The following is an 18393-nucleotide window of genomic DNA, read 5'->3' as shown; positions in this document are numbered from 1 at the left end:
CATTAAATCTGATTTTTACAAAGTTAATACATAAATAAAAAAACTACGAGAAAAATCCCGTAGTTTTCTATTTACACAATCAGATGGATAGTCCCCTAAAATAAGCTCTACCCATCCACTTTAAGGAGATTACCACCACCTCTGTCTTCCGTTTTCGTAGGTGAATATTCTTTCTTCTTTTCCACTGTTATGGCATTTCAACCATAATAATGCGTTAGCAGGTACTTGTTTATATTCTAAATACCAATTTGCCGCCGTCTGTTTGCCAAGTGATTTCCATCCCTCTTTTTCTGTCCAATAAAATAGTTCATATTGATAACCTGGAATAATGCCATTAGTATTACTACGTGGGATTAGTTCTATATGAGTTAGTTGTTGTGGACTTCCTAGGTCGACTGTTAACTGATTAGTAGACATTGTGTAATATTTATTATATTTTCCGTCTTGTAGCATTTCAAGACTAGGGTTGTTTACCATTCCGTCATACAATTGAATGGGTTTTAATAATGTTGTATCCTTATTTTCATCCAATCCTATGAAAGATAATTCAGCAAGACAACAGTCTTTTTCTTCAGGAGCAATAAAACGTATATAACGATATTTTTTTGGGGTGTTAATAGTGATTTTTTGTCTATAATATGGTATACCATTTATTGCTGTAAGACTATCTGCTTTTTTAAAGTCCTTTTGGTTAGAAGCTTCAAAATATCCGCCTTTTAATTTAACAGCATGTGTTGCAGTATAAGAGTAGTAAGTATATTTGGCTGATAAATAGATATTGTTTTTTTCTGTTTTATCTGTATATATATAGTGTACATCCCCTTTTTCATCCAAATAAAATGGTTTTCCTGCTGCTATCATGTGTCTGTTTTCATATATTGCAGGCAAATACATGATATTTCTTCCCATATTTTGAAAGAGTGCCTCTTTATTCTGTTTGATTTCTGAGCATGCGATTGGTATCCATTCGCCCTGTTCAGATACACATAAGTATCCGACATTATGTTCTTGGGTATCCATTTCTATTCGGACATCCGAACAGATAATATATTCGTCTGTTACATCTTTTATACAGAGAGAGAATTCTGGGACTATTTCTCCTACATTAGCTATTTCCAGTATGTGTTTTCTGTCAGGTTGTACGGACCAAGTATGTCTATATACTTTGGGAATCGTTTTTGAGTATTGAACTTCTATACCTTCGGGGAGATCTCCTTTTTTTATATCAAGTGTTTTGCCTTGTAGAAAGGAAGCACTACCGAATAAAACACTTGTGTTTTTTGAACTATTATCGTTTTCCAATAATTCTTCTTGTTTAATAGTGACAACTTTTACTATACCGTGCTTACCGGTGTAGTTTCCCCAATGGGGTACATAGTCCATAGTAGCAGGGATTCCTATAGAGCGAAGAAGCATGGCTCTGTAACGTACTATATCATAGCACCGTCCCATTTGCATGAGATTAACAGCTGACATGTTCATAGAATATGGATAAAGTGATTCTATCCCCCTTTGCGTGCGCAGTGAGATTGCTTGTCTGCTACTTACCCTATTAATATCAGTAATATTTAAATATTTACCTGCCCTTTTTGAATATTCATTGTAAAATTGCGGTCGCCAGTGCTCTATTTGTTCATTCCCTAAACGATAAGGTAGAATATATTCACAAAAAGTATCAAAGTCAATCCCTTTTGCCCATGGATTTGTTTTCCATGCACGATAGGCAAATTCTACATTTTGTATTAAGAAGTTTGCCGTAACAGTACGACTATCCCACTTTATCTCAGTTTTTTCTTGTCGCTGTGTCTTTTCGCAGATGGAGTCCATGATTGATGAAAATAGATCATAATCGGGATATCTTGTCATTCCTGGATTGGTCTGTTGAGTTAATACAGTATCTATTATATTAAAAGCACGATTCATCGTGTCCATTTGTGGGCTATGGTATGCATAATGAGCATACATATCTTTGATTAGGAAGAACATTGCTTTTTGTTTAAGGCTGTCTTTCTCTTGATTGTAGTAAGATAAAGCTTTTTCCAGTTCACTTTTACGGTCTTCGGCCTGTTCCAGAGTTTGTTGTAACATCTGTTGGTATGAATCAGTGCAGGAGGTGGTATTCATGCCGTAGATCAGTATGCAGATTATATTCAATATATATTTTCTCATGATTTTTTTCTTATTTTTTATAAATACGTATACCATAGTCATCAATGAGTGGAGGGAAACTAAGCCAAGATTCAAAAGAGTGCTTTCCATCCGACTCATAGTGTACAATATATTTGCCAGGGGCTAATATTGTGTCATATTTTTCAACTCCAATAATTTGTACAGGAATATTGTTTGTCATGGCAGGTTTCCAAATTATCTCTTGTGATTGTTCCTTTATTATCCAGCATTTGTCGGCAAAAACAATAGAATCATTTGTACTTTTATCTTTGGCTATGTATTTACATCGCTGATTTGAATGAAAAATTGTAATATTGGATTCTTCATTGAGTATAAAATATCGTGAAGCATTCATTCTGTCGGATACATAGTTGATAGCTGTTAATGGAGATACTTTTAAATAATCACAGGGAAGCGAATGAGGGAACAATGTATCATAAACTTCTTTTAGTTTTTGGTATTCATTATGGTTGTTTATTCTGCTTGCTAGTCTGATCTGCGATTGTAATTCTTTTATATATAATGCTATGTATGGTGATTTTCTTTTCTCTTTTAGCTGTAAACAAAGTTTTTCTTTAGACTGATTGAAGTCTATTTTACAATAATTTGGTTCAAAGGTGTTCTTCAATATATCCAATGCAATAGGAGATAGTAGTAAATCTGGATTTCCGTTAGAATCAAAAGGAGATAATCCTTCTTTATTAGGATATATGATAGCGATAGTTTTTCTTAAATCGATGAATTTAATGCATAGAAGTGTCTGGCTTTCGTCAGACATAGAACTCCACAGTACTACATGCTTGTTTAGCCTAAATGTATACCAGCCTGCCAATTGGTATATGTTTTCTACATACCATGTAGGAAAAAGGTTGGGAATATCTTTACCTATCGGCATGTATTCTGTAATATTCTGCTCGTCAAAATACGAAGAAATGTATTTAGTCGTAGTCAATATGTTTTTTGTATTCCATGAATGCTTCTCTTCTATCTTTAATGTGTTTTTATAAAAATCGTTATAAGCTTCGGGGAATTGCCTATGAATCAAATGTTTCATATAAAATGATATGTTTTCATTATATAGAGGGAGTATTGAAGGCTGGTTCTCGGGAATACGTATAATATCTTTTACCAAGAGTTTTTCTTTATTTATACTTCGTATAGACATGTAACAACGTAAAAGTGAATCTTCATTTATATGTTCATTTCTTATTTCTTTTGTTAGAATTAGTGGTAGAGATAAAGTTTCTATCCATTTCTCTCCAAGATTAGTTGTTTCATTAAAATTATTTTTAGTTAGAGTTGTATTGTCATCTGTTATAAAATAGTTGTATTTTTTGATTCCATATTCTTTCAATAGTGCTTCTATGTGATCGGTCGATGGAGAACGGTTGGAACATGCGGTACATGTAACGATATAGATATATATTAGCATAAATAGTATCAAAGATAGAATTTGTTTTTTCATAATATGATAATTAATAGTAAAATAATTGCTGCAAATGTAGTGGATCTTGATATAAATATGCATGGATTATTATGCAATATATATGGAAAAACTGGTATGCTTCTAGTTGGTCCGAAATGGTCAGATTTTGTCTTTGGGAATATTCTTATCATTGCTTATTTTTGTATATATAATTAATTGAGTGAATACGCTACTCTGCTAATGTGCTATGTGGAAGTCTATTTTTTAAGAATTAGAAACTATTCAGCCAAAATATTAATTGATTATCAGTAATTTGAACAATATATCTTGCTGGCAAATGTGTAACAATGCGTATGCTTTCTTTTGTATTGCTTGTAATTCGTTTAATTTGCTGCATTTTACTGCTAAAATATATGAAATTTGAGCAAAATTACAGAATATTAGATTGAATAGTTGCGATTGTGTCTTTGGAAACGAACGACTCATCTATATTTCATAGAGGTACTAATAGTGAAACAAATATCAATAATAAAAGTTCTACAAGAAATAAATAGCACTCCCATTCATTCTTATATATTGTATGAAAACATTACATTTTATGCGGAACAAAAGATGATAGAAGTAGATGGTGTAAGAAAGAAAATTCCAACTTAGCCTAGTCATTTATTATGGCTCTTTTTAAAAGAAAAGGAAAACGGATACATTTTAAAGGATAATTATAATATGGTAAATTTGTGACCGGATAAAACAGGTACAACATACCGAATTCATAAAACGATAGGGCGTTTACGTCTTTTACTTCAGGAAATGGACAAATCAATAGATATTATAAGAGGGAACGAAACTTATCAATCGTTTCTCTGAAGGAGTCTTGAGTAAATAATGAATACCCCAAAATGGCGATGAAATGGGGAATTTAGAGTTGGTCCGAAATGGTCAGCTCTTTTTTTTGGCAACTCATACCTTGTTTTTTACCTTTGCTTCCATAATTAATCTATTAAACAAAAAATAATATGAAAAAGATAGCTGTGTATGTAGAGGCTTTAGCTACGGATGTAAATAATGATCAGCCAATAGTTAAGTTCTATTATGGTTAGGGATGAGATAATTAATTTGATTAAAAAGGAGCAAGATGATGAATTGCTAAATCTTGCCGGATTATCGAACATCATCTGCTCCTTAAACTCCACAAAAAAAGGAGGTGAGGCAAAGGTAAGAATAATATGATTTTTAGCAAATAAGTTTTTGCTATTGTTTTAGAAATGTGAGTCTTAATTTATAAAGTAAAATGTTTATTATGAGAAGTTACGAAAAGAGTGTAATTTATTGGAAATGAGCGTAGGTTAATTGCTCTTGATAGTAATAGGTTACGATTTAGTTAGTTATCTACTGCATTATCCTTCTGCGCATTGCGTAACCTTCAAAGAACTCTTCCTATGCAAAAGTAGCTATTTAATTCGAGATTTTGATATAAACTCCCGTTTTTTATCCCATCATTCATAAGATTTTTCCGTAAAAGCGATATTATCCGTCGGAACACCATTGCCCAAAACGAGTTTTGAACAAACGTGTGCCGACTACCGCATAGCCGGAGAAAAGGGCATTGCCTCACGCCTAAACAATGTTTAGACTGATGATGCAATGCCCCTTTCTTTTGTGGCTATGCCAAGAGGTGCTTTTACGGGTTTTCAGATGATTTTCTTTTTCGCAGTCCATTTGTGCCGGAAGCGGAAAGGATGCAGAGTGTGTCAGCTTGCTCCATGAATGAAGCAAGCGGCCACACACAGCCGGACAAACCGGGAAGAAAGACTGTTGCCGCCCGGCTGGATAAATCCTGTCGGATCGGAAACAATCATACTTCCTTTGTCGTGGTTTGCCCTTTTCACGCTTCCGGTGATGTCTTTCCCTTTCAGTTGTTCCCTCTTTTTACGGATTTCCCCTGAAGTTTTTTTCTACCCAATCTGCCTTTGTTTTCGTTTACCTCCATTTTGTCCCTTTCAGTGAGCCGCATCAGTCAGTCATTTTCGTTCTGGGCGCAAAGGTAATTCCGGGATTGGACGGGAAAGCAAGGTCAAGCCTCCTGTTTTCGGTAAAAATCTCCAGCCCTGCGGGTAGTATTTTGACCGAAAAACCTTGCATTCCCTAATCCCTACCTTTTCAAGCACCCGAAACGAAAACGACCGATGCGACAGAAAGACGCATAAAAAAAATGTCGGATAAACAAGAGGCAGATAAGATAGTTTGAAACTCAACTTCCTCAGCTCTTGAATCCGCATAAAAAACAAAAAAATCAAAAACAGCGAAGATATGACAGCAACGGCAAATTTCAGACAAGTGGCGCAATACATCGGGTTGGCGATATGCGGCTTGATGATGCGCACCGCCTTCGGGGTGTTCGGCATCCTTTGGGGCATCATCAGAGAGATTGTAAACGGAGTGTTCCGAGTGGTGATAGGTGTAATCGTGGCTATCCTTTCCACCATTGCCTACTTCGGCTTCATCCTTTGGTTATTAACCCTTTAACCCTTACCGACATGACAAAGAGAAACAGCAAGACGGTAGCGCAGCAGTGCAGATATTACGAGGTGGACAACATCTTTGTGTATATGGTGGAAACGTACATCAACGGCAATTTTGAAACGTTCCGAAGATTGTACCACGAACTAAACAAGGACGCACGGAGGGACTTCATGGACTTCCTTCTCAGCGAGGTAGAGCCGACCTATTGGAGAGAGATACTTAAACAGACAATCTAAAAACGACAGCGATATGAAAGGAACAGACCATTTCAAAAGAACGATACAAATGTATCTGGAACAGCGGGCGGAGGAAGATACGCTCTTTGCGAAGAAGTACCGCAACCCTGCCAAGAACATAGACGAGTGCGTGACCCACATTCTGAACCATGTGCAGAAAAGTGGTTGCAACGGCTTCACGGACGGAGAGATATTCGGGCAAGCCATCCACTACTATGAGGAAAACGAGATAGAGGTGGGCAAACCTATAAACTGCCAAGTGGTGGTGAACCATGTTGTGGAACTCACGGAAGAGGAAAAGGCGGAGGCACGTCAGAATGCAGTCCGCAGATACCAAGAGGAGGAACTCCGCAAGTTGCAGAACCGCAACAGACCGTCAGCGAGAAAAGAAAACCAACCCCAACCCTCATTATTTGATTTAGGCTTATGAAACCGAAGACCAAGATACAGAAAGAGGTGGCAAGACTTTCAGCCAACCTCCGCCCCATATCAACGACACAAATTGAATGGGCATACCGCCACTGCGTTGAACATATCGGCTACCGCACCAAGAAAGGGAACATTACCTGCTCCGACTGCGGTCACGAGTGGCACAGTGACAGTGGACTATGCGACACCCTTGAAGGTTGCACCTGCCCCAAATGCCATGCCGAACTCAAAGTGCAGGACACACGCAAACGTATCTACAAGGAAACGCAGTATTTCAGCGTGATAACCACCTGCAAAGGCTATCAGGTAATCCGTGTGGCGCAGGTCAGATGCGAGAGCAGGAAAGGCGAGCCGATGCACTTCTATTGCCACGAGGTTGTGCAGCGTTGGATTTCACCCGACGGTAAGGTTACGGACATGGCGTTGCTTCGTGGCTTCACATTCTATTACTGCGATGTATGGGCATTGTGCAGCGCGATGGAGATAAGACCGCACAACAGCCTATACGATGATGTTGTGGCAAGAAGCTGTGCATATCCCAAGATGAGGGTATTACGCCAACTCAGACGCAACGGCTTCAAGGGCGATTTCCACGGCATTTCCCCCGTGCGTCTTTTCAAAGCCTTGCTTTCAGACCCAAGAATTGAAACCCTTATGAAAGGCGGTGAGATTGAGGTCATGAAACACTTTCTTTTCAATGCCCGTACTGCCGATGAATGCTGGGCATCATATCTGATTGCCAAACGTCACAAGTATCGGATAGACAATTTCTCCATGTGGTGCGACTATCTGCGTATGCTCAACAAACTCGATCAAGACCTCCGCAACCCGAAGAACATCTGCCCCGAAGATTTCATGGCGGCACACGACAACGCAACCCGAAAGATTGAAGCCATACACGAGAAGGAACGAGCCGAACAACGCCGCCGCTGGGAGATTGAAAGGCGTGAGCGTGAACAACAGCGGCAACTGCAAAGGGAAAAAGATGCGGAGGATTTCATTGCCAACAAATCCAAATTCTTCGGATTGGTAATCACTGACGAGGAAATAATCATCAAGGTGCTTGAAAGCATAGACGAGTATTACAGCGAGGGCAAGGCACAGAACATCTGCGTGTTTGGCAGTGAATACTACAAGAAAGCCGACACCCTCATACTCTCGGCAAGGATTGGCGGTGAGATAATTGAAACCGTAGAGGTGGATTTGCGGACACTCAAGGTGGTGCAGTGCCACGGCAAGTACAACCAAGACACCGAATACCACGAGCGTATCATAGACCTTGTGAACAAGAACGCCAACCTTATCCGTGAGCGGATGAAAGCGGCATAGCATAAACCCTAAAACAACATTGATATGGAAGTAAGAATTGAAAGTATGATTTGTGTGTGGGATGATGCAATCTCCACGATGTTCATTGAATTTGTCAATCTCCTCACTCTCACAACGAGTGAGGGGGAATTGAGAAAGAGCGTAAAGGCGTTTGCCGAGAAACACGGACTTGACAAGTTTTTCTTTTACGGTTTCGGCTCACACCATTTCTACCTGCACCAACGCCACGCGAGCAATCCCGAAATGGTGATGAAGAACAGAGTTCTGTCTGTACATTTTTAACCATCTAAAAAAACAACGATTATGGCAACACGGATGACAATCAACGGAGTAAGCACCTGCACTGACGCAGGTACGGAGAAATATGAGCGTTTCCAATCGGGTATCGGCAGACGCAAGCGGACACTTGTGCAGTACGACTACCGCCATACGGACGGAGAACTGTTCGCTTGTGTCAAACCCACATTGGACGAGTGCCGAACCGCAAGGAACAAGTGGCTGAACGCAAAGCAGGGAAAGGAGGGCAACCGATGAACACGACCTATCAAACGCTGATAGTCAAATTCAGCGAATCTATCACGGCATTGGACGGTATCTTTGACGATGCCCAAGCGTGGGGAACGGACACCCTCAAAGGGTGGATAGATGATTACGAAAGCACACGTTTCACCGCCACCGACAGCCATACGGCGGTCATCACGAGCGAATACAATATGGAATGTGTGAAGGAGTGGTTGCAACGGCAGACACCCATTGCCGAGATTCGAGAATTTTGAACAAGTTGGCGGTGTCCGCACCGCCAACACATAAACCTCTAAAAACAAAGGATATGATAGCAAAAACGATATTACAGCAGATAGGCGGAAGAAGATTTACCGCCATGACGGGCAGCCGTGATTTCATCGACATGGGCAACGGTTTACGGATGAGCCTTACACGGAACAAGACAAGTGCCAACCGCCTTGACATCATCTATGACGCAGGGGCAGACCTCTACAATATGCGCTTCTACCGCAGGACGTTCAGCAAAAAGACCTTTGAGTGCAAGACAAAGGACATTGCCGTACACGAGGGTATCTATTTTGATATGCTGGAAGAAATGTTCACGATGGTGACGGGACTTTACACACGCTTTTGAGTGGTGGGGCGGCGAAAGCCGCCCTACTTTCTTTCAGTGAGCAGGATGGCGGACAAAGAAAGTAGCAAAGAAACCTTTGTCCAATCTGTGATACAATGTCGTATTAATATGATAAAAAGAGTATTAAAGTGAAATATAGATAACAGAAATCGTGTGTCTTATTATTATTGAATTTTGAGACACACGATTTTTTCTTGTTTATACTAAATGCCTAATTCTGCTTTTTATCCACAACCCAATCGTCAATCTCAGCAACGTAATTTGCCCAACAAGGTCGATGTTCCATTAAGGTCACTATTTCAGCAAATGCAGTTTGTTCAGGCATACCACTATTGGTTATTGGGGTGTTTAACAAGTCGTGATGGTCTTGTACTGGTCCAGTTGCCTTGATATGAGGTATTAAGCTGTGTACTGCATCGTCTAATGTTTTTAATTCGTCCGTGATGAATTCTTCGGGCTTTCTATTTACAGGCAAACAGAATTGTTTGATTTTTGATAATAGTTTATCACGTCTTTGCTGACTATCATTATCTGTTCCTGTTATTACGCGATTTATTTTTGTTCTTTTTTCAGCTTCTGCAACATCAACATCACCATCCAATACAATAAGCGTATTATCCAATGTTTCACCTCTAAGTAACAATCCTGCACCTACAAGATATGAATTTTCTTTTGAACCAAATTGAGATACCTTACAAGATTGTTCTAAGTTATGTGTTCGCAGTATCTTACGAACTAAAGCTTCGGCAAGATTGTCCTCAACCATTATTTCAAGCGGTTTAGGACATATACCAGTAAGGCGTTTTATACAATCAGGGGTTGTTCGTTCCAAGCATATAGAAGTTTTGCCATTTGTATCATTGACGAGATGTCGTATATTTATAAAGTTACAATCAAGTAATTCTTCACGATGGGAAGTAAATACTATTTGTATATTCCTTGTGTTGCATTCATCATTCAAAACCTGCATTAACCTCAACAATGCTTCAGTATGCAATGTTAAATCTAATTCATCAATCAAGATTAATGAATAATCGGGTATTGAGTAAATCGTTTCAAGAAATTTAATAATACGTTGTTCTCCAGCACCCATGTAAAGTGACGGATACTGAACAGCCCCATATGTTAATCCTTTGTACGACTTTCGTTCATTCCAATAGTTAATAAAATCACCATAGTTACGATGCATTATAAAAGAAAGTTTTTCTTTTATTTTTTCACCCAAAACCGCATCATCATATGCTTCACGTATTAATGGAATACGTGATGTTCTGGATTCTATCTCCATATCAGGAACACAACTGTCAATACCAATATAAAAAACTTCTCGATGTGGTCTTGTTTGATACCGGGGGCTCCATCGATCTCTGTTTTTTTTATATTCTTTTCTTTCTGGAGCCATTGCAGCACCATTTATCATTTCATATTCAATGGTAAATTGACTGCCATTCCATAAATCTAAGGTTGTTGGAATGAAAAAATTAGGAAATTTGAAATTCCTCCGAGTACTATTTGCAACAGGTTGATACAAACACGCAAGAGCGTGAAGTATAGTTGATTTTCCAGAACCATTTGTTCCGAAAATACCCGTAATATGTTTATTTTCAAACGAGATTTCCAAATTTTCCAAGTTTTTCAACTTACGAAATTGAATTTTTTGAAGTCTTTGAGGTCTGTTTCTAATGGGCATTATTGTAAGTTTTTACTTATTAAATACAAAAGACGTGCCAATATGAAATATGACACGTCCCTTGTCAGTTTTGTCAGTCCTTTTATGGCACATACAGCAGTGCAAACTCCGCCTTTCTCCGTTTGAGCAACATGGCGTGGCGTTTTCCCTTGTAGTTACAGAAGGAGATATACTCACGGTAGATGTTTCTGTCGCCAGCCTCCAGCTTCTTTATCAAGGTGCTTTTAGGGATTGTCTTGCTACCCAAAAGCCGGTATGGACCCACGTTGTAGGCAAGCGTGGCAAGGATTAGACTGTCTTTTCCGAACTGCCGGAACATCGTGCAGAACTTCCGCAAGTCTTTCCGCAGAAGCACGTCCGCCTGCCGCTTCGTCATGGTGCGTGCAGAATACCTTTCTCCCGGCAAAATTCTATGACCCCAGCCCACGTATGGGTGGTGTTTTTCCGAATGCCAGCCTTCAAAATATTTCGTGCAGCGTACCGCCCGCTCGAAAAGTGGCAGCCGGTAGATTGCCGCCTGCCCGTCCGTTCCCTCTTGGCGGCTGATCCGTGCTGACACGGAACAGACCGCCAGAAGCGAACAGAGCATTGTCATGAATACACGCATCATCTTCATACACGTTTGAAACTTCCGATGGGTATGGCGGCAAAGCCGTCATCTTTGATGTTCCGGTTGTTGAAGTCAAATTCCAGCTCATAGGAATTTTTGAAATTATCCTCCACCACCACGATGAAATTATGCGCCTCGTCACCCTCCGCCGTATAGTACAGGCGGAACTTTTCGTTCTCCAGCAGGTAGCGGTCGTTGGGCAGGAAAGTAATGCCGTTATCCATTTTGAGCGAGCCTTCCCCCTCGAACTGGAAATAGCGGATGGTATAGAGCGTCCCCGAAAAGTCGCCCTCCTTTTTCAGTTCACAGCGGATTTCCACCGTCTGCCCCTTCGCCATCTTGTTCGGCACGGGCATGACCTCCACCGTGAAGGGATAGGACTGTTGGATGTCCATGTCGTCGTCACACGACACGAGGGTGAACGACACGGCGGCTATCAGGCATAACGCCACCGCCTTAAAGATGGATATTCTCTTGTTTCTGTTGTTCAATATGTTCATTGTTCTTCGATTTTTAGATGGTTGTTTTTCTGTTTTTTCGTTGTCCGTTGCAAATACTCGTTCAAGTCCTTGCAACCGTCATAGAGGAAAGAGCGGTCAGTGACACGCTCCCCGTATCGCCCCACAAGCGCGGCAAGCGTCCGCCGTCCGGCATCGTCACGGTCGAGGAAACAGACGATGCTCCCGTAGCCGTCCAGCAATCCCGCCGCCTTCTCCACGTTGGCGACGGAGTTCAGCACAAGGCAGTCAGCGTTACCGGTTACGTCAAGTGTCACGGCAGATAGAAAGTCCATGAAGCCCTCGAACACGAGGCACTCGCCAGCCGGGATGTCCGTTGCCTTCACCAAAGACACATCTTTGGGCGGTATGCACCCCTTGAAATAGCGGCTTCTGACTTCATAGCCACCCGCCATGTTCGGGAAACCGACAGCAAAATACCGTTTCCCACGAACACCGTAATTCAGACGGCAGCAGTGGCGGGATGCGACAGCGTAAGGTATGCACCGTTCCGCCAGATACTCCGTCAGCGGTGAGCGAAACAGCGGAGCGACCTCCACATCCTCAAAGACCGATTCGGTTGGTTTTGCTTGATAGGTCGGGGGTTCCAACCTGTCAACCACCATATTGGCGGTTTCCGCTATGAACTTCGCCTGCGTCCTAAAGTCATCACTTTGCAGAAATTCCCCGGCAAGCGTGAAGATGTCGCCGCCTTTGCCCAAACCGAAGTCATACCAGAGCTGTTTCGCCACGTTCACACGGAAAGAAGGTGTCCGCTCGCCCCTGTACGGGGCGATATACCACAGCTCGTTGCCGCTCCTTCTGACAGGCTCATGCCCCAGCCGTGCGAGGAAGTCCGCAAGCGGCATCCTTCTGACAGCATCTATCTCCGTCCGTTCCATGCCCGTGTCAGTTGATGATGAACTTGATGCCGACCCCGAACTGCGTATGAAACTTCTGCGTGTCGCCACCCCACAGGCAACGCTCCCGCAGGTTGGCAAGCAGGGCGATACGGTCTGCCACATAGCACTCCACATCGAGCGTCAGCGCACCGCCATAGATGAAGGCGTCCCGGTCGTGCAGCGTGGAGCCGTCATGCAGCACTTTCTTCCCCCAATTCACAGACTCATATCCGGCGAGAGCCGAACCCCCGGCATAGACGAACACGATTTTTCGGGCGTCCGACAGTATCTTGAAGTAATATCCACCCTCCGCCGTGAACTGCGCCACGGGTATCTTGGTATCCTTGTAAGGATTGTTCTTCAGGAGGTATTCGCCACCGAACAGCCACTTGTTCCCCCTCTTCGTGTAGATGGAGAGACCCGCCCCGAAACTGTACCCGCCGTCCTTGCCGCCGGGATTGAAGCCGTCCGCCATATCCGCCCTCACCTCGATGCCCTGCATCTTCGGCAGACACCGCTGGGCGTGCGCCTGCCCCGTGAAAAGGGCAAGCGACGCGATGATTATTGCGATGTATTTTCTCATAGTCAGCGCACTTGAAGTTCGTTGATGGTACCCGCGCGTATCAAATCCTCGTTCTCAATCACGAAGGATTGGTGACGGCCGCCGTTCTTCTCGTTCAATTCCACCACGAGGCACTTGTCATCGGGGATGGTGAACTTCGCCATCGTGAAGACCGTGCGCTCGCTTTTCTTGCCCGGCACGAGGGTGGCGTAGTTCTGCGCTCGGAGCGGCAGGATGATCTGCTCCTGCACGGCGGTACGCTTCGCCACCTTCTTGTCCACGATTTTCCATGTGATATAGTCCACATCGAAAGGCACGTTGCTCTGGTTCTTTATCTCCGTGTGGAAATAGAGCAATCCGTTATGCGTGTAGATGCCTTTGAGAAGATACTGGATGCCGAAACGCTTGCAGCCGATATGCTTCACCTCCCGTTTGTTCTGTTTGTGGATGGACTTCATGATAAGGCGCACCAGCATCGGGCTTTCGCTGCCCAGCTCTTTCAGATAGATTTCCTGCGCGTTGTTCGGGCGGTTCACCGTGCTGCCGTCATGGATGAAGTCGCACATCTCCACGTTGAGCAACAGCGGTTCGGCGGCGTACTTCACGTTGAAGGTGTAGAAACTGCCGTCCTCCGTGATGACGGACATATTCGTTTCGTTGGGAAAATTTCTCACGGTAGCCTTCACGCGGATGACGTTCTCCGCTCCGTCGGCTTTCCCGGCAATCAGGTCGGGCGAGCCTAAATCGACATAGCGCACCTCCGCCGGAAAGATGACGTGGACAGTCTTGTCGTAGGTCACTTCCAGACCGTGCGGCGGTATCATGCGGTCGAAGGTCAGCTTGCGCGACAGACCGTGATACAGGTCGCCGTCCGCCTCCTTCTGCGGATAGACCTCCTTCGTTAAGGTTGGCTGTTCATTACTTCCGTTGTTCTGTTCAACGGTTACATTCTCCTGCGCATTGGCAGTTGCGATGCCCATAGCGAGGGTAAACATGATGATTACTTTTCTCATTACTTTTGGTTTTTTAGTGGTAAATGGTTTTTATTGATTGTTGTTTTCAGTCCTTTTCCTGATAGAGCATGACCCTGTACCCGGCTTTCAGATGCACCTTGACGGTGCGCATCTTCTTGGCGATGTACTGGCTCGTGCCTTGTATCAGCCCCTTGCCCAAATCGGAGGCGAGCTGTGCCCCGGCATTGGTGGAGATGTTGATGCTGCTCCCCAATGAGCCGCCCATGTTGGCGGCAACCTCCCTGACGGCGTTCATCTCCATCGAGTTTGGGATGAAGATACCGGGCTGTCCGTCCGTGTCATAGACCGCAAGCTCCACCGGGATAATCGTGCCATCGTATTCCAGCGAGGTGACCTCGATGTCGAGCCGCTCACCCTGTATCTTGCCCGTGCCGACCACCACTGCATTGCGTGGGATTGTTCTGCCCGCCACTGCCATAGGCTCCAGCAGGCGCAACCTTACCGTCTGTCCGTCCGTCACGCTCTGCGCACCATGCACACATGCCGGGATGGTATTCCGGTCCGATACCTCTGTAGTGCCGACAGCCGTGTTGAACCCCCGGTTGCGCTCCTGCGAGAAGGTGGCGACAAACTCCGCGTTGCTCATGGGCTGTGCAAGGGAGGAAACGACTTGGCGGGTCACTTGCCTTACGGGTGTCGCCGTGTTCTTCTTTCCCTTCTGCACGGTGGAAGGCTCTGCCGCCTGTTCCGGCTTTCCTCCGTTCTGACCGCCCATGTACTTTGCCGCCAGCTCATAGGACTTCTCCATAAGTGCCACCTGTTCGTCCATAGATGAAGTCCTGCTCTTCTCGCTTTCCAGTTCCGACTCCAGCGAGGCGATGCGCTCCAACAGCTCATCCATCTCGGCATTGTCGTTCTTCGGCTGTTCGTAGAAGTTGCCGAGGGTGGCGTTCAGGTCACGGTAGGCGGCTGCGGAGGATTGGATGGTCTGCGGCGTGGCGGGCTGTGCCTTTTCCTCCTTGCCGCCCGGATTGGCGAGGTCGAAGTCCGTCCCGTCCTCCGTTCCAGCTATCTCGCGGTCGAACATGTCGCCCAGCTGCCCGATGGCACGGTTGCGGCTCTCCAGACGCTCTTCCATCTCCCCATGCTCGTAGGCTTTCAACTTGTCGCCGATAATCTGCCGGTTCGCCTTGTCCGCGTCGGGCATCTCGGTGTTGTATCCGTCTGTTCCCGGCTGTTGCTCCTTGCCGGAGGACGGGGCGAATATCAGCCACATCGCCCCGATGAACACCAGCACCATAGCGGGCAGGACTATCATCTTCTGCCGTTTCAGCCGCTGCGCCTCGGTCAGCGGTTCGCGCCCCTTTTTCGGCTTTCCCGTGTCGGGAGCGGCTTTGTTCTCTTTCGTCGGTTCATTCTTCGTCTGTTCCATATGAATAAGGTGTTAAGTGATTGTCTGTTTCCACCGGGGTCGGCAGTTCCACCCGTCCGGCGTGTCCCGTTTCCATGCGTGAGCCGTCGTTTCTGCCGATGTCATAGACGGCTCTGCCGAAGGTATAGAGGGCAAGCACCGCGAAGGCGGCGAGCATCCCCAGCACGATGCGGCGGCGTGTTTCCGGCGGCAAACCGTCCAGATACCCTTTGAGCCTTGCCACCAGCCGTTTCCGTTTGTCGTGGAGCTTCCAGTATGCGCCCCACATTGTTTTTCTGATACTTTTTACTTTCCGTTTCATAATCCGTTACCGTTTGATTGTCTGTAAATCCTTGTTCTCGATGATGGTGAAGCCCTCGATGGTGAAGCCATTGGGGTTGTCGTCCGACCGTGATGCGTTCAGCAGGCGGCAGGTGGTCACGAGACTGCGCTCGGTGACATTGCTTTGCCGGATGATTTTCTGCGTGGCGTAGGTCACGGCTCGGTAGGGATAGGCGTTGAAGTCACACACCACGCTGTCCACCTTCAACACTTGGTTGATGTTTCCGGCGATGATGCGGTTGTAGTACCCCTTCTCGGCGAAGTCCGAATAATAGTGGTACACGCTCTTGTCTGCCAGCAGCAAGGCACGTTTTACGTTGTGTTCAATCGCGCTTTTTTCAGGTGATAGCGTGAAGAACAGCTCGTGGAAGCGGCGCACATGCTCCCGTGCCTCCGCCGGACGGTTCTGCGATAAATCCTGAGAGAGAGCCAGCATCAGCGACTTGCCGTTGTCCAGCACATAGATTTTCTCCCGTTGCTTCTCTGCGAAACGGTAGGAGTTCCACACGCTCCACACCGTCACCACGGCGCACAGCGAGAGGAAGACGATACCGAACAGGCGTATCTGCCTGAACGACGATTCGATGTTTCTAAGTGATTTGAATTCCATTTATATTTTTAATTTATGATTGCATATTGATTATTTCAGCAATTTGCCGACACGTCCGACTGCGTTTCCTGCGGTCGCTCCTGCAATTCCGCCAGCCATGCTTCCGGCGCGTCCCGCCATCTGGTTCACGTTGCGACCGTAACCGCCCATGCCTCCGGCTTGGATAATCCAGCCGGCAACGGTGGGAATGGTGAAGTATCCGATGATGCCGATGCAGAGGAACACGATATACACCCCGTCGCTCGAATCCAGCGAGAAGTTCGGGTCTGCCTGCATCCGCTCGATGTCGCTTTGCAGCATCAGCACCTGTATCTTCGCCAGTATGGTGCTGAACATGTCCGACACCGGAAGCCACAGATAGACCTGTATGTAGCGGCATATCCACTGCGTGAGCGTGCTTTGGAAACCGTCCCATACTGACAGGGCGAAGGCTATCGGACCGAGTATCGCCAGCACCACGAGAAAGAAGGTGCGGACGGTGTCTATCACGAGGGCGGCGGCTTGGAACAGCAGTTCCAGTATCTCGCGGAAGAAGTCGCGGATGCTCTTCTTCATATTGTACATTCCCCGGTCGATATACATTCCCGCCATCGTCACCATGTCGGAGGGCGACCAGCCGAGTTCCTCCAGTTGCTTGTCAAATTCCTCGTTGGACACGAGGTAGGCGGTTTCGGGGTTGCGCACCATCGCCTCGTATTCCAGCTTGTCCTTCTGCTCCCGGTATCGGTTCATGTCCAGCGTTTCCGCCTCCAGCATCTTTGCCGTGCCCTGTACAACGGGTGAGAGGATGCTGTTTATCGTACCCAGCACCACAGTCGGTAAGAACATGATGCACAGACCGATGGCAAAAGGACGGAGCATCGGGAATACGTCTATCGGTTCGGCTCTCGCCAGCGACTGCCATACCCGGTAGGCGACGTAGAACAGCGCACCCAGCCCGGCGATGCCTTTCGCCACACCCGCCATGTCCCCACACAGCGGCATCATCTGCTCGTAGAGCGAGCGTAGAATCTGGTGAAGGTTGTCAAACTCCATAGGCTACCAGTATCTTTCGTTCATGTTCCCGTACAGCCCCATGATGCGGTCGAGGTCGTTCTTTTTCTTCGCACGCAGATAACTCACGGAGATGTTCTTGTTGGTGTAATAGCTCACAAGGTTGCGGTAACGCTTCATTTTGGAGTAGCAGCGTTCCACCACGTCCATGCGCTCCTTGTCGGTCATGGAGAGCGTGGTGATGTTCACCACATTCTTCAGTTCCGTCAACACTTCGTTGCTCTCTTCCAGCAGTTTCGTGTAACCGAAAGCGATTGCCGACAGCTCTTCTGGTCTGAAATTTCCATCACGGAGCATCCTTTGGAAACTGTTTACATAAATGTCGGTGATGTCGCCTACCATCAGGATGGTCTGCTGCACCTTGCGGGCGTCCTTGACGAGATTGTTCACCGATTTGAGGGGTAGGCTAAGCATCCAACGCCCTGCCGTATTACTACGGTGGGTTTTCGGAAGCTCGCCCCCAAACCGGACGTACACGTCTCCGCGTATCCGGCT

21 protein-coding genes and 1 pseudogene are annotated in these 18393 nt (G+C 45.4%); 9 read left to right on the top strand and 13 right to left on the bottom strand.

Annotated elements, in window-relative coordinates:
* Positions 1-129 precede the first annotated feature (129 nt).
* Entirely contained in the window at positions 130-2169 is a 2040-nt protein-coding gene (locus tag BLW31_RS22775) for a hypothetical protein (protein WP_022300979.1), read from the bottom strand.
* A 10-nt stretch (positions 2170-2179) separates the two neighbouring features.
* A complete protein-coding gene (locus BLW31_RS22770; RefSeq protein WP_029425581.1) occupies positions 2180-3634 on the bottom strand; it encodes a hypothetical protein in 1455 nt (484 codons plus the stop codon).
* A 1721-nt stretch (positions 3635-5355) separates the two neighbouring features.
* Here BLW31_RS22770 and BLW31_RS24995 point away from each other — a divergent pair.
* The 9 genes from BLW31_RS24995 (at position 5356) to BLW31_RS22710 (ending at position 9247) form a co-directional block, all read left to right on the top strand.
* Positions 5356-5538 carry a hypothetical protein gene (locus BLW31_RS24995; protein ID WP_229097727.1) on the top strand — a complete coding sequence of 61 codons (183 nt, stop codon included), beginning with the start codon at positions 5356-5358 and terminating at the stop codon, positions 5536-5538.
* 364 nt (positions 5539-5902) lie between these two features.
* Positions 5903-6118 (top strand): hypothetical protein, encoded by a 216-nt coding sequence (locus tag BLW31_RS22745; protein WP_010538278.1) that lies wholly within the window; start codon positions 5903-5905, stop codon positions 6116-6118.
* 11 nt (positions 6119-6129) lie between these two features.
* A complete protein-coding gene (locus tag BLW31_RS22740; RefSeq protein ID WP_004348431.1) occupies positions 6130-6351 on the top strand; it encodes a hypothetical protein in 222 nt (73 codons plus the stop codon).
* Between the two features lie 13 nt (positions 6352-6364).
* Positions 6365-6781 carry a PcfK-like family protein gene (locus tag BLW31_RS22735; RefSeq protein ID WP_029425580.1) on the top strand — a complete coding sequence of 139 codons (417 nt, stop codon included), beginning with the start codon at positions 6365-6367 and terminating at the stop codon, positions 6779-6781.
* On the top strand, positions 6778-8109 hold the full coding sequence (locus BLW31_RS22730; protein ID WP_010538276.1) for a PcfJ domain-containing protein: 1332 nt from the start codon (positions 6778-6780) through the stop codon (positions 8107-8109). Before BLW31_RS22735 ends, BLW31_RS22730 begins: the two co-directional genes overlap by 4 nt.
* 24 nt (positions 8110-8133) lie before the next feature.
* A complete protein-coding gene (locus tag BLW31_RS22725) occupies positions 8134-8391 on the top strand; it encodes a DUF8466 domain-containing protein (RefSeq protein ID WP_010538275.1) in 258 nt (85 codons plus the stop codon).
* Positions 8392-8412: 21 nt separating this feature from the next.
* Positions 8413-8643: a DUF3873 domain-containing protein gene (locus BLW31_RS22720; protein WP_010538274.1), complete on the top strand. Its 231-nt coding sequence runs from the start codon at positions 8413-8415 to the stop codon at positions 8641-8643.
* Positions 8640-8885, top strand: coding sequence for a DUF6956 domain-containing protein (locus BLW31_RS22715; RefSeq protein ID WP_010538273.1), 246 nt, complete (start codon positions 8640-8642; stop codon positions 8883-8885). The genes BLW31_RS22720 and BLW31_RS22715 overlap by 4 nt, the downstream gene beginning before the upstream one ends.
* Positions 8886-8938: 53 nt before the next feature.
* Positions 8939-9247 (top strand): hypothetical protein, encoded by a 309-nt coding sequence (locus BLW31_RS22710; RefSeq protein WP_004293896.1) that lies wholly within the window; start codon positions 8939-8941, stop codon positions 9245-9247.
* Positions 9248-9458: 211 nt separating this feature from the next.
* Here BLW31_RS22710 and BLW31_RS22705 read toward each other — a convergent pair whose 3' ends face one another.
* The 11 genes and pseudogenes from BLW31_RS22705 to BLW31_RS23910 all read right to left on the bottom strand — a co-directional run.
* Positions 9459-10937: an ATP-dependent nuclease gene (locus BLW31_RS22705; RefSeq protein ID WP_010538272.1), complete on the bottom strand. Its 1479-nt coding sequence runs from the start codon at positions 10935-10937 to the stop codon at positions 9459-9461.
* Between the two features lie 82 nt (positions 10938-11019).
* On the bottom strand, positions 11020-11547 hold the full coding sequence (locus BLW31_RS22700; RefSeq protein WP_029425579.1) for a glycoside hydrolase family protein: 528 nt from the start codon (positions 11545-11547) through the stop codon (positions 11020-11022).
* A 2-nt stretch (positions 11548-11549) separates the two neighbouring features.
* The gene (locus tag BLW31_RS22695) at positions 11550-12047 is read right to left on the bottom strand and encodes a DUF3872 domain-containing protein (protein WP_010538270.1); all 498 of its coding nucleotides are present in this window, start codon (positions 12045-12047) and stop codon (positions 11550-11552) included.
* A complete protein-coding gene (locus BLW31_RS22690; protein ID WP_029425578.1) occupies positions 12044-12946 on the bottom strand; it encodes a DUF8464 domain-containing protein in 903 nt (300 codons plus the stop codon). Before BLW31_RS22690 ends, BLW31_RS22695 begins: the two co-directional genes overlap by 4 nt.
* A gap of 7 nt (positions 12947-12953) precedes the next feature.
* On the bottom strand, positions 12954-13529 hold the full coding sequence (locus BLW31_RS22685; protein ID WP_029425577.1) for a conjugal transfer protein TraO: 576 nt from the start codon (positions 13527-13529) through the stop codon (positions 12954-12956).
* A gap of 2 nt (positions 13530-13531) precedes the next feature.
* Positions 13532-14521, bottom strand: a complete 990-nt coding sequence (gene traN / locus BLW31_RS22680; RefSeq protein WP_010538267.1) for a conjugative transposon protein TraN — start codon at positions 14519-14521, stop codon at positions 13532-13534.
* Positions 14522-14567: 46 nt separating this feature from the next.
* Positions 14568-15914: a conjugative transposon protein TraM gene (gene traM / locus BLW31_RS22675; RefSeq protein ID WP_010538266.1), complete on the bottom strand. Its 1347-nt coding sequence runs from the start codon at positions 15912-15914 to the stop codon at positions 14568-14570.
* A complete protein-coding gene (locus BLW31_RS22670; RefSeq protein ID WP_005796920.1) occupies positions 15895-16182 on the bottom strand; it encodes a TraL conjugative transposon family protein in 288 nt (95 codons plus the stop codon). The genes traM and BLW31_RS22670 overlap by 20 nt, the downstream gene beginning before the upstream one ends.
* A 39-nt stretch (positions 16183-16221) precedes the next feature.
* Positions 16222-16845, bottom strand: coding sequence for a conjugative transposon protein TraK (gene traK / locus BLW31_RS22665; protein WP_004293887.1), 624 nt, complete (start codon positions 16843-16845; stop codon positions 16222-16224).
* Between the two features lie 30 nt (positions 16846-16875).
* Positions 16876-17880, bottom strand: a complete 1005-nt coding sequence (traJ, locus tag BLW31_RS22660) for a conjugative transposon protein TraJ (protein ID WP_010538265.1) — start codon at positions 17878-17880, stop codon at positions 16876-16878.
* 3 nt (positions 17881-17883) lie between these two features.
* Positions 17884-18297, bottom strand: a pseudogene (locus BLW31_RS23910) (DUF4141 domain-containing protein); the annotation flags it as partial.
* Positions 18298-18393 lie beyond the last annotated feature (96 nt).

This window comes from Bacteroides faecis MAJ27, from assembly GCF_900106755.1.
Taxonomy (GTDB): Bacteria; Bacteroidota; Bacteroidia; order Bacteroidales; family Bacteroidaceae; genus Bacteroides; species Bacteroides faecis.
This window is presented reverse-complemented; position numbering and strand designations above follow the sequence as displayed.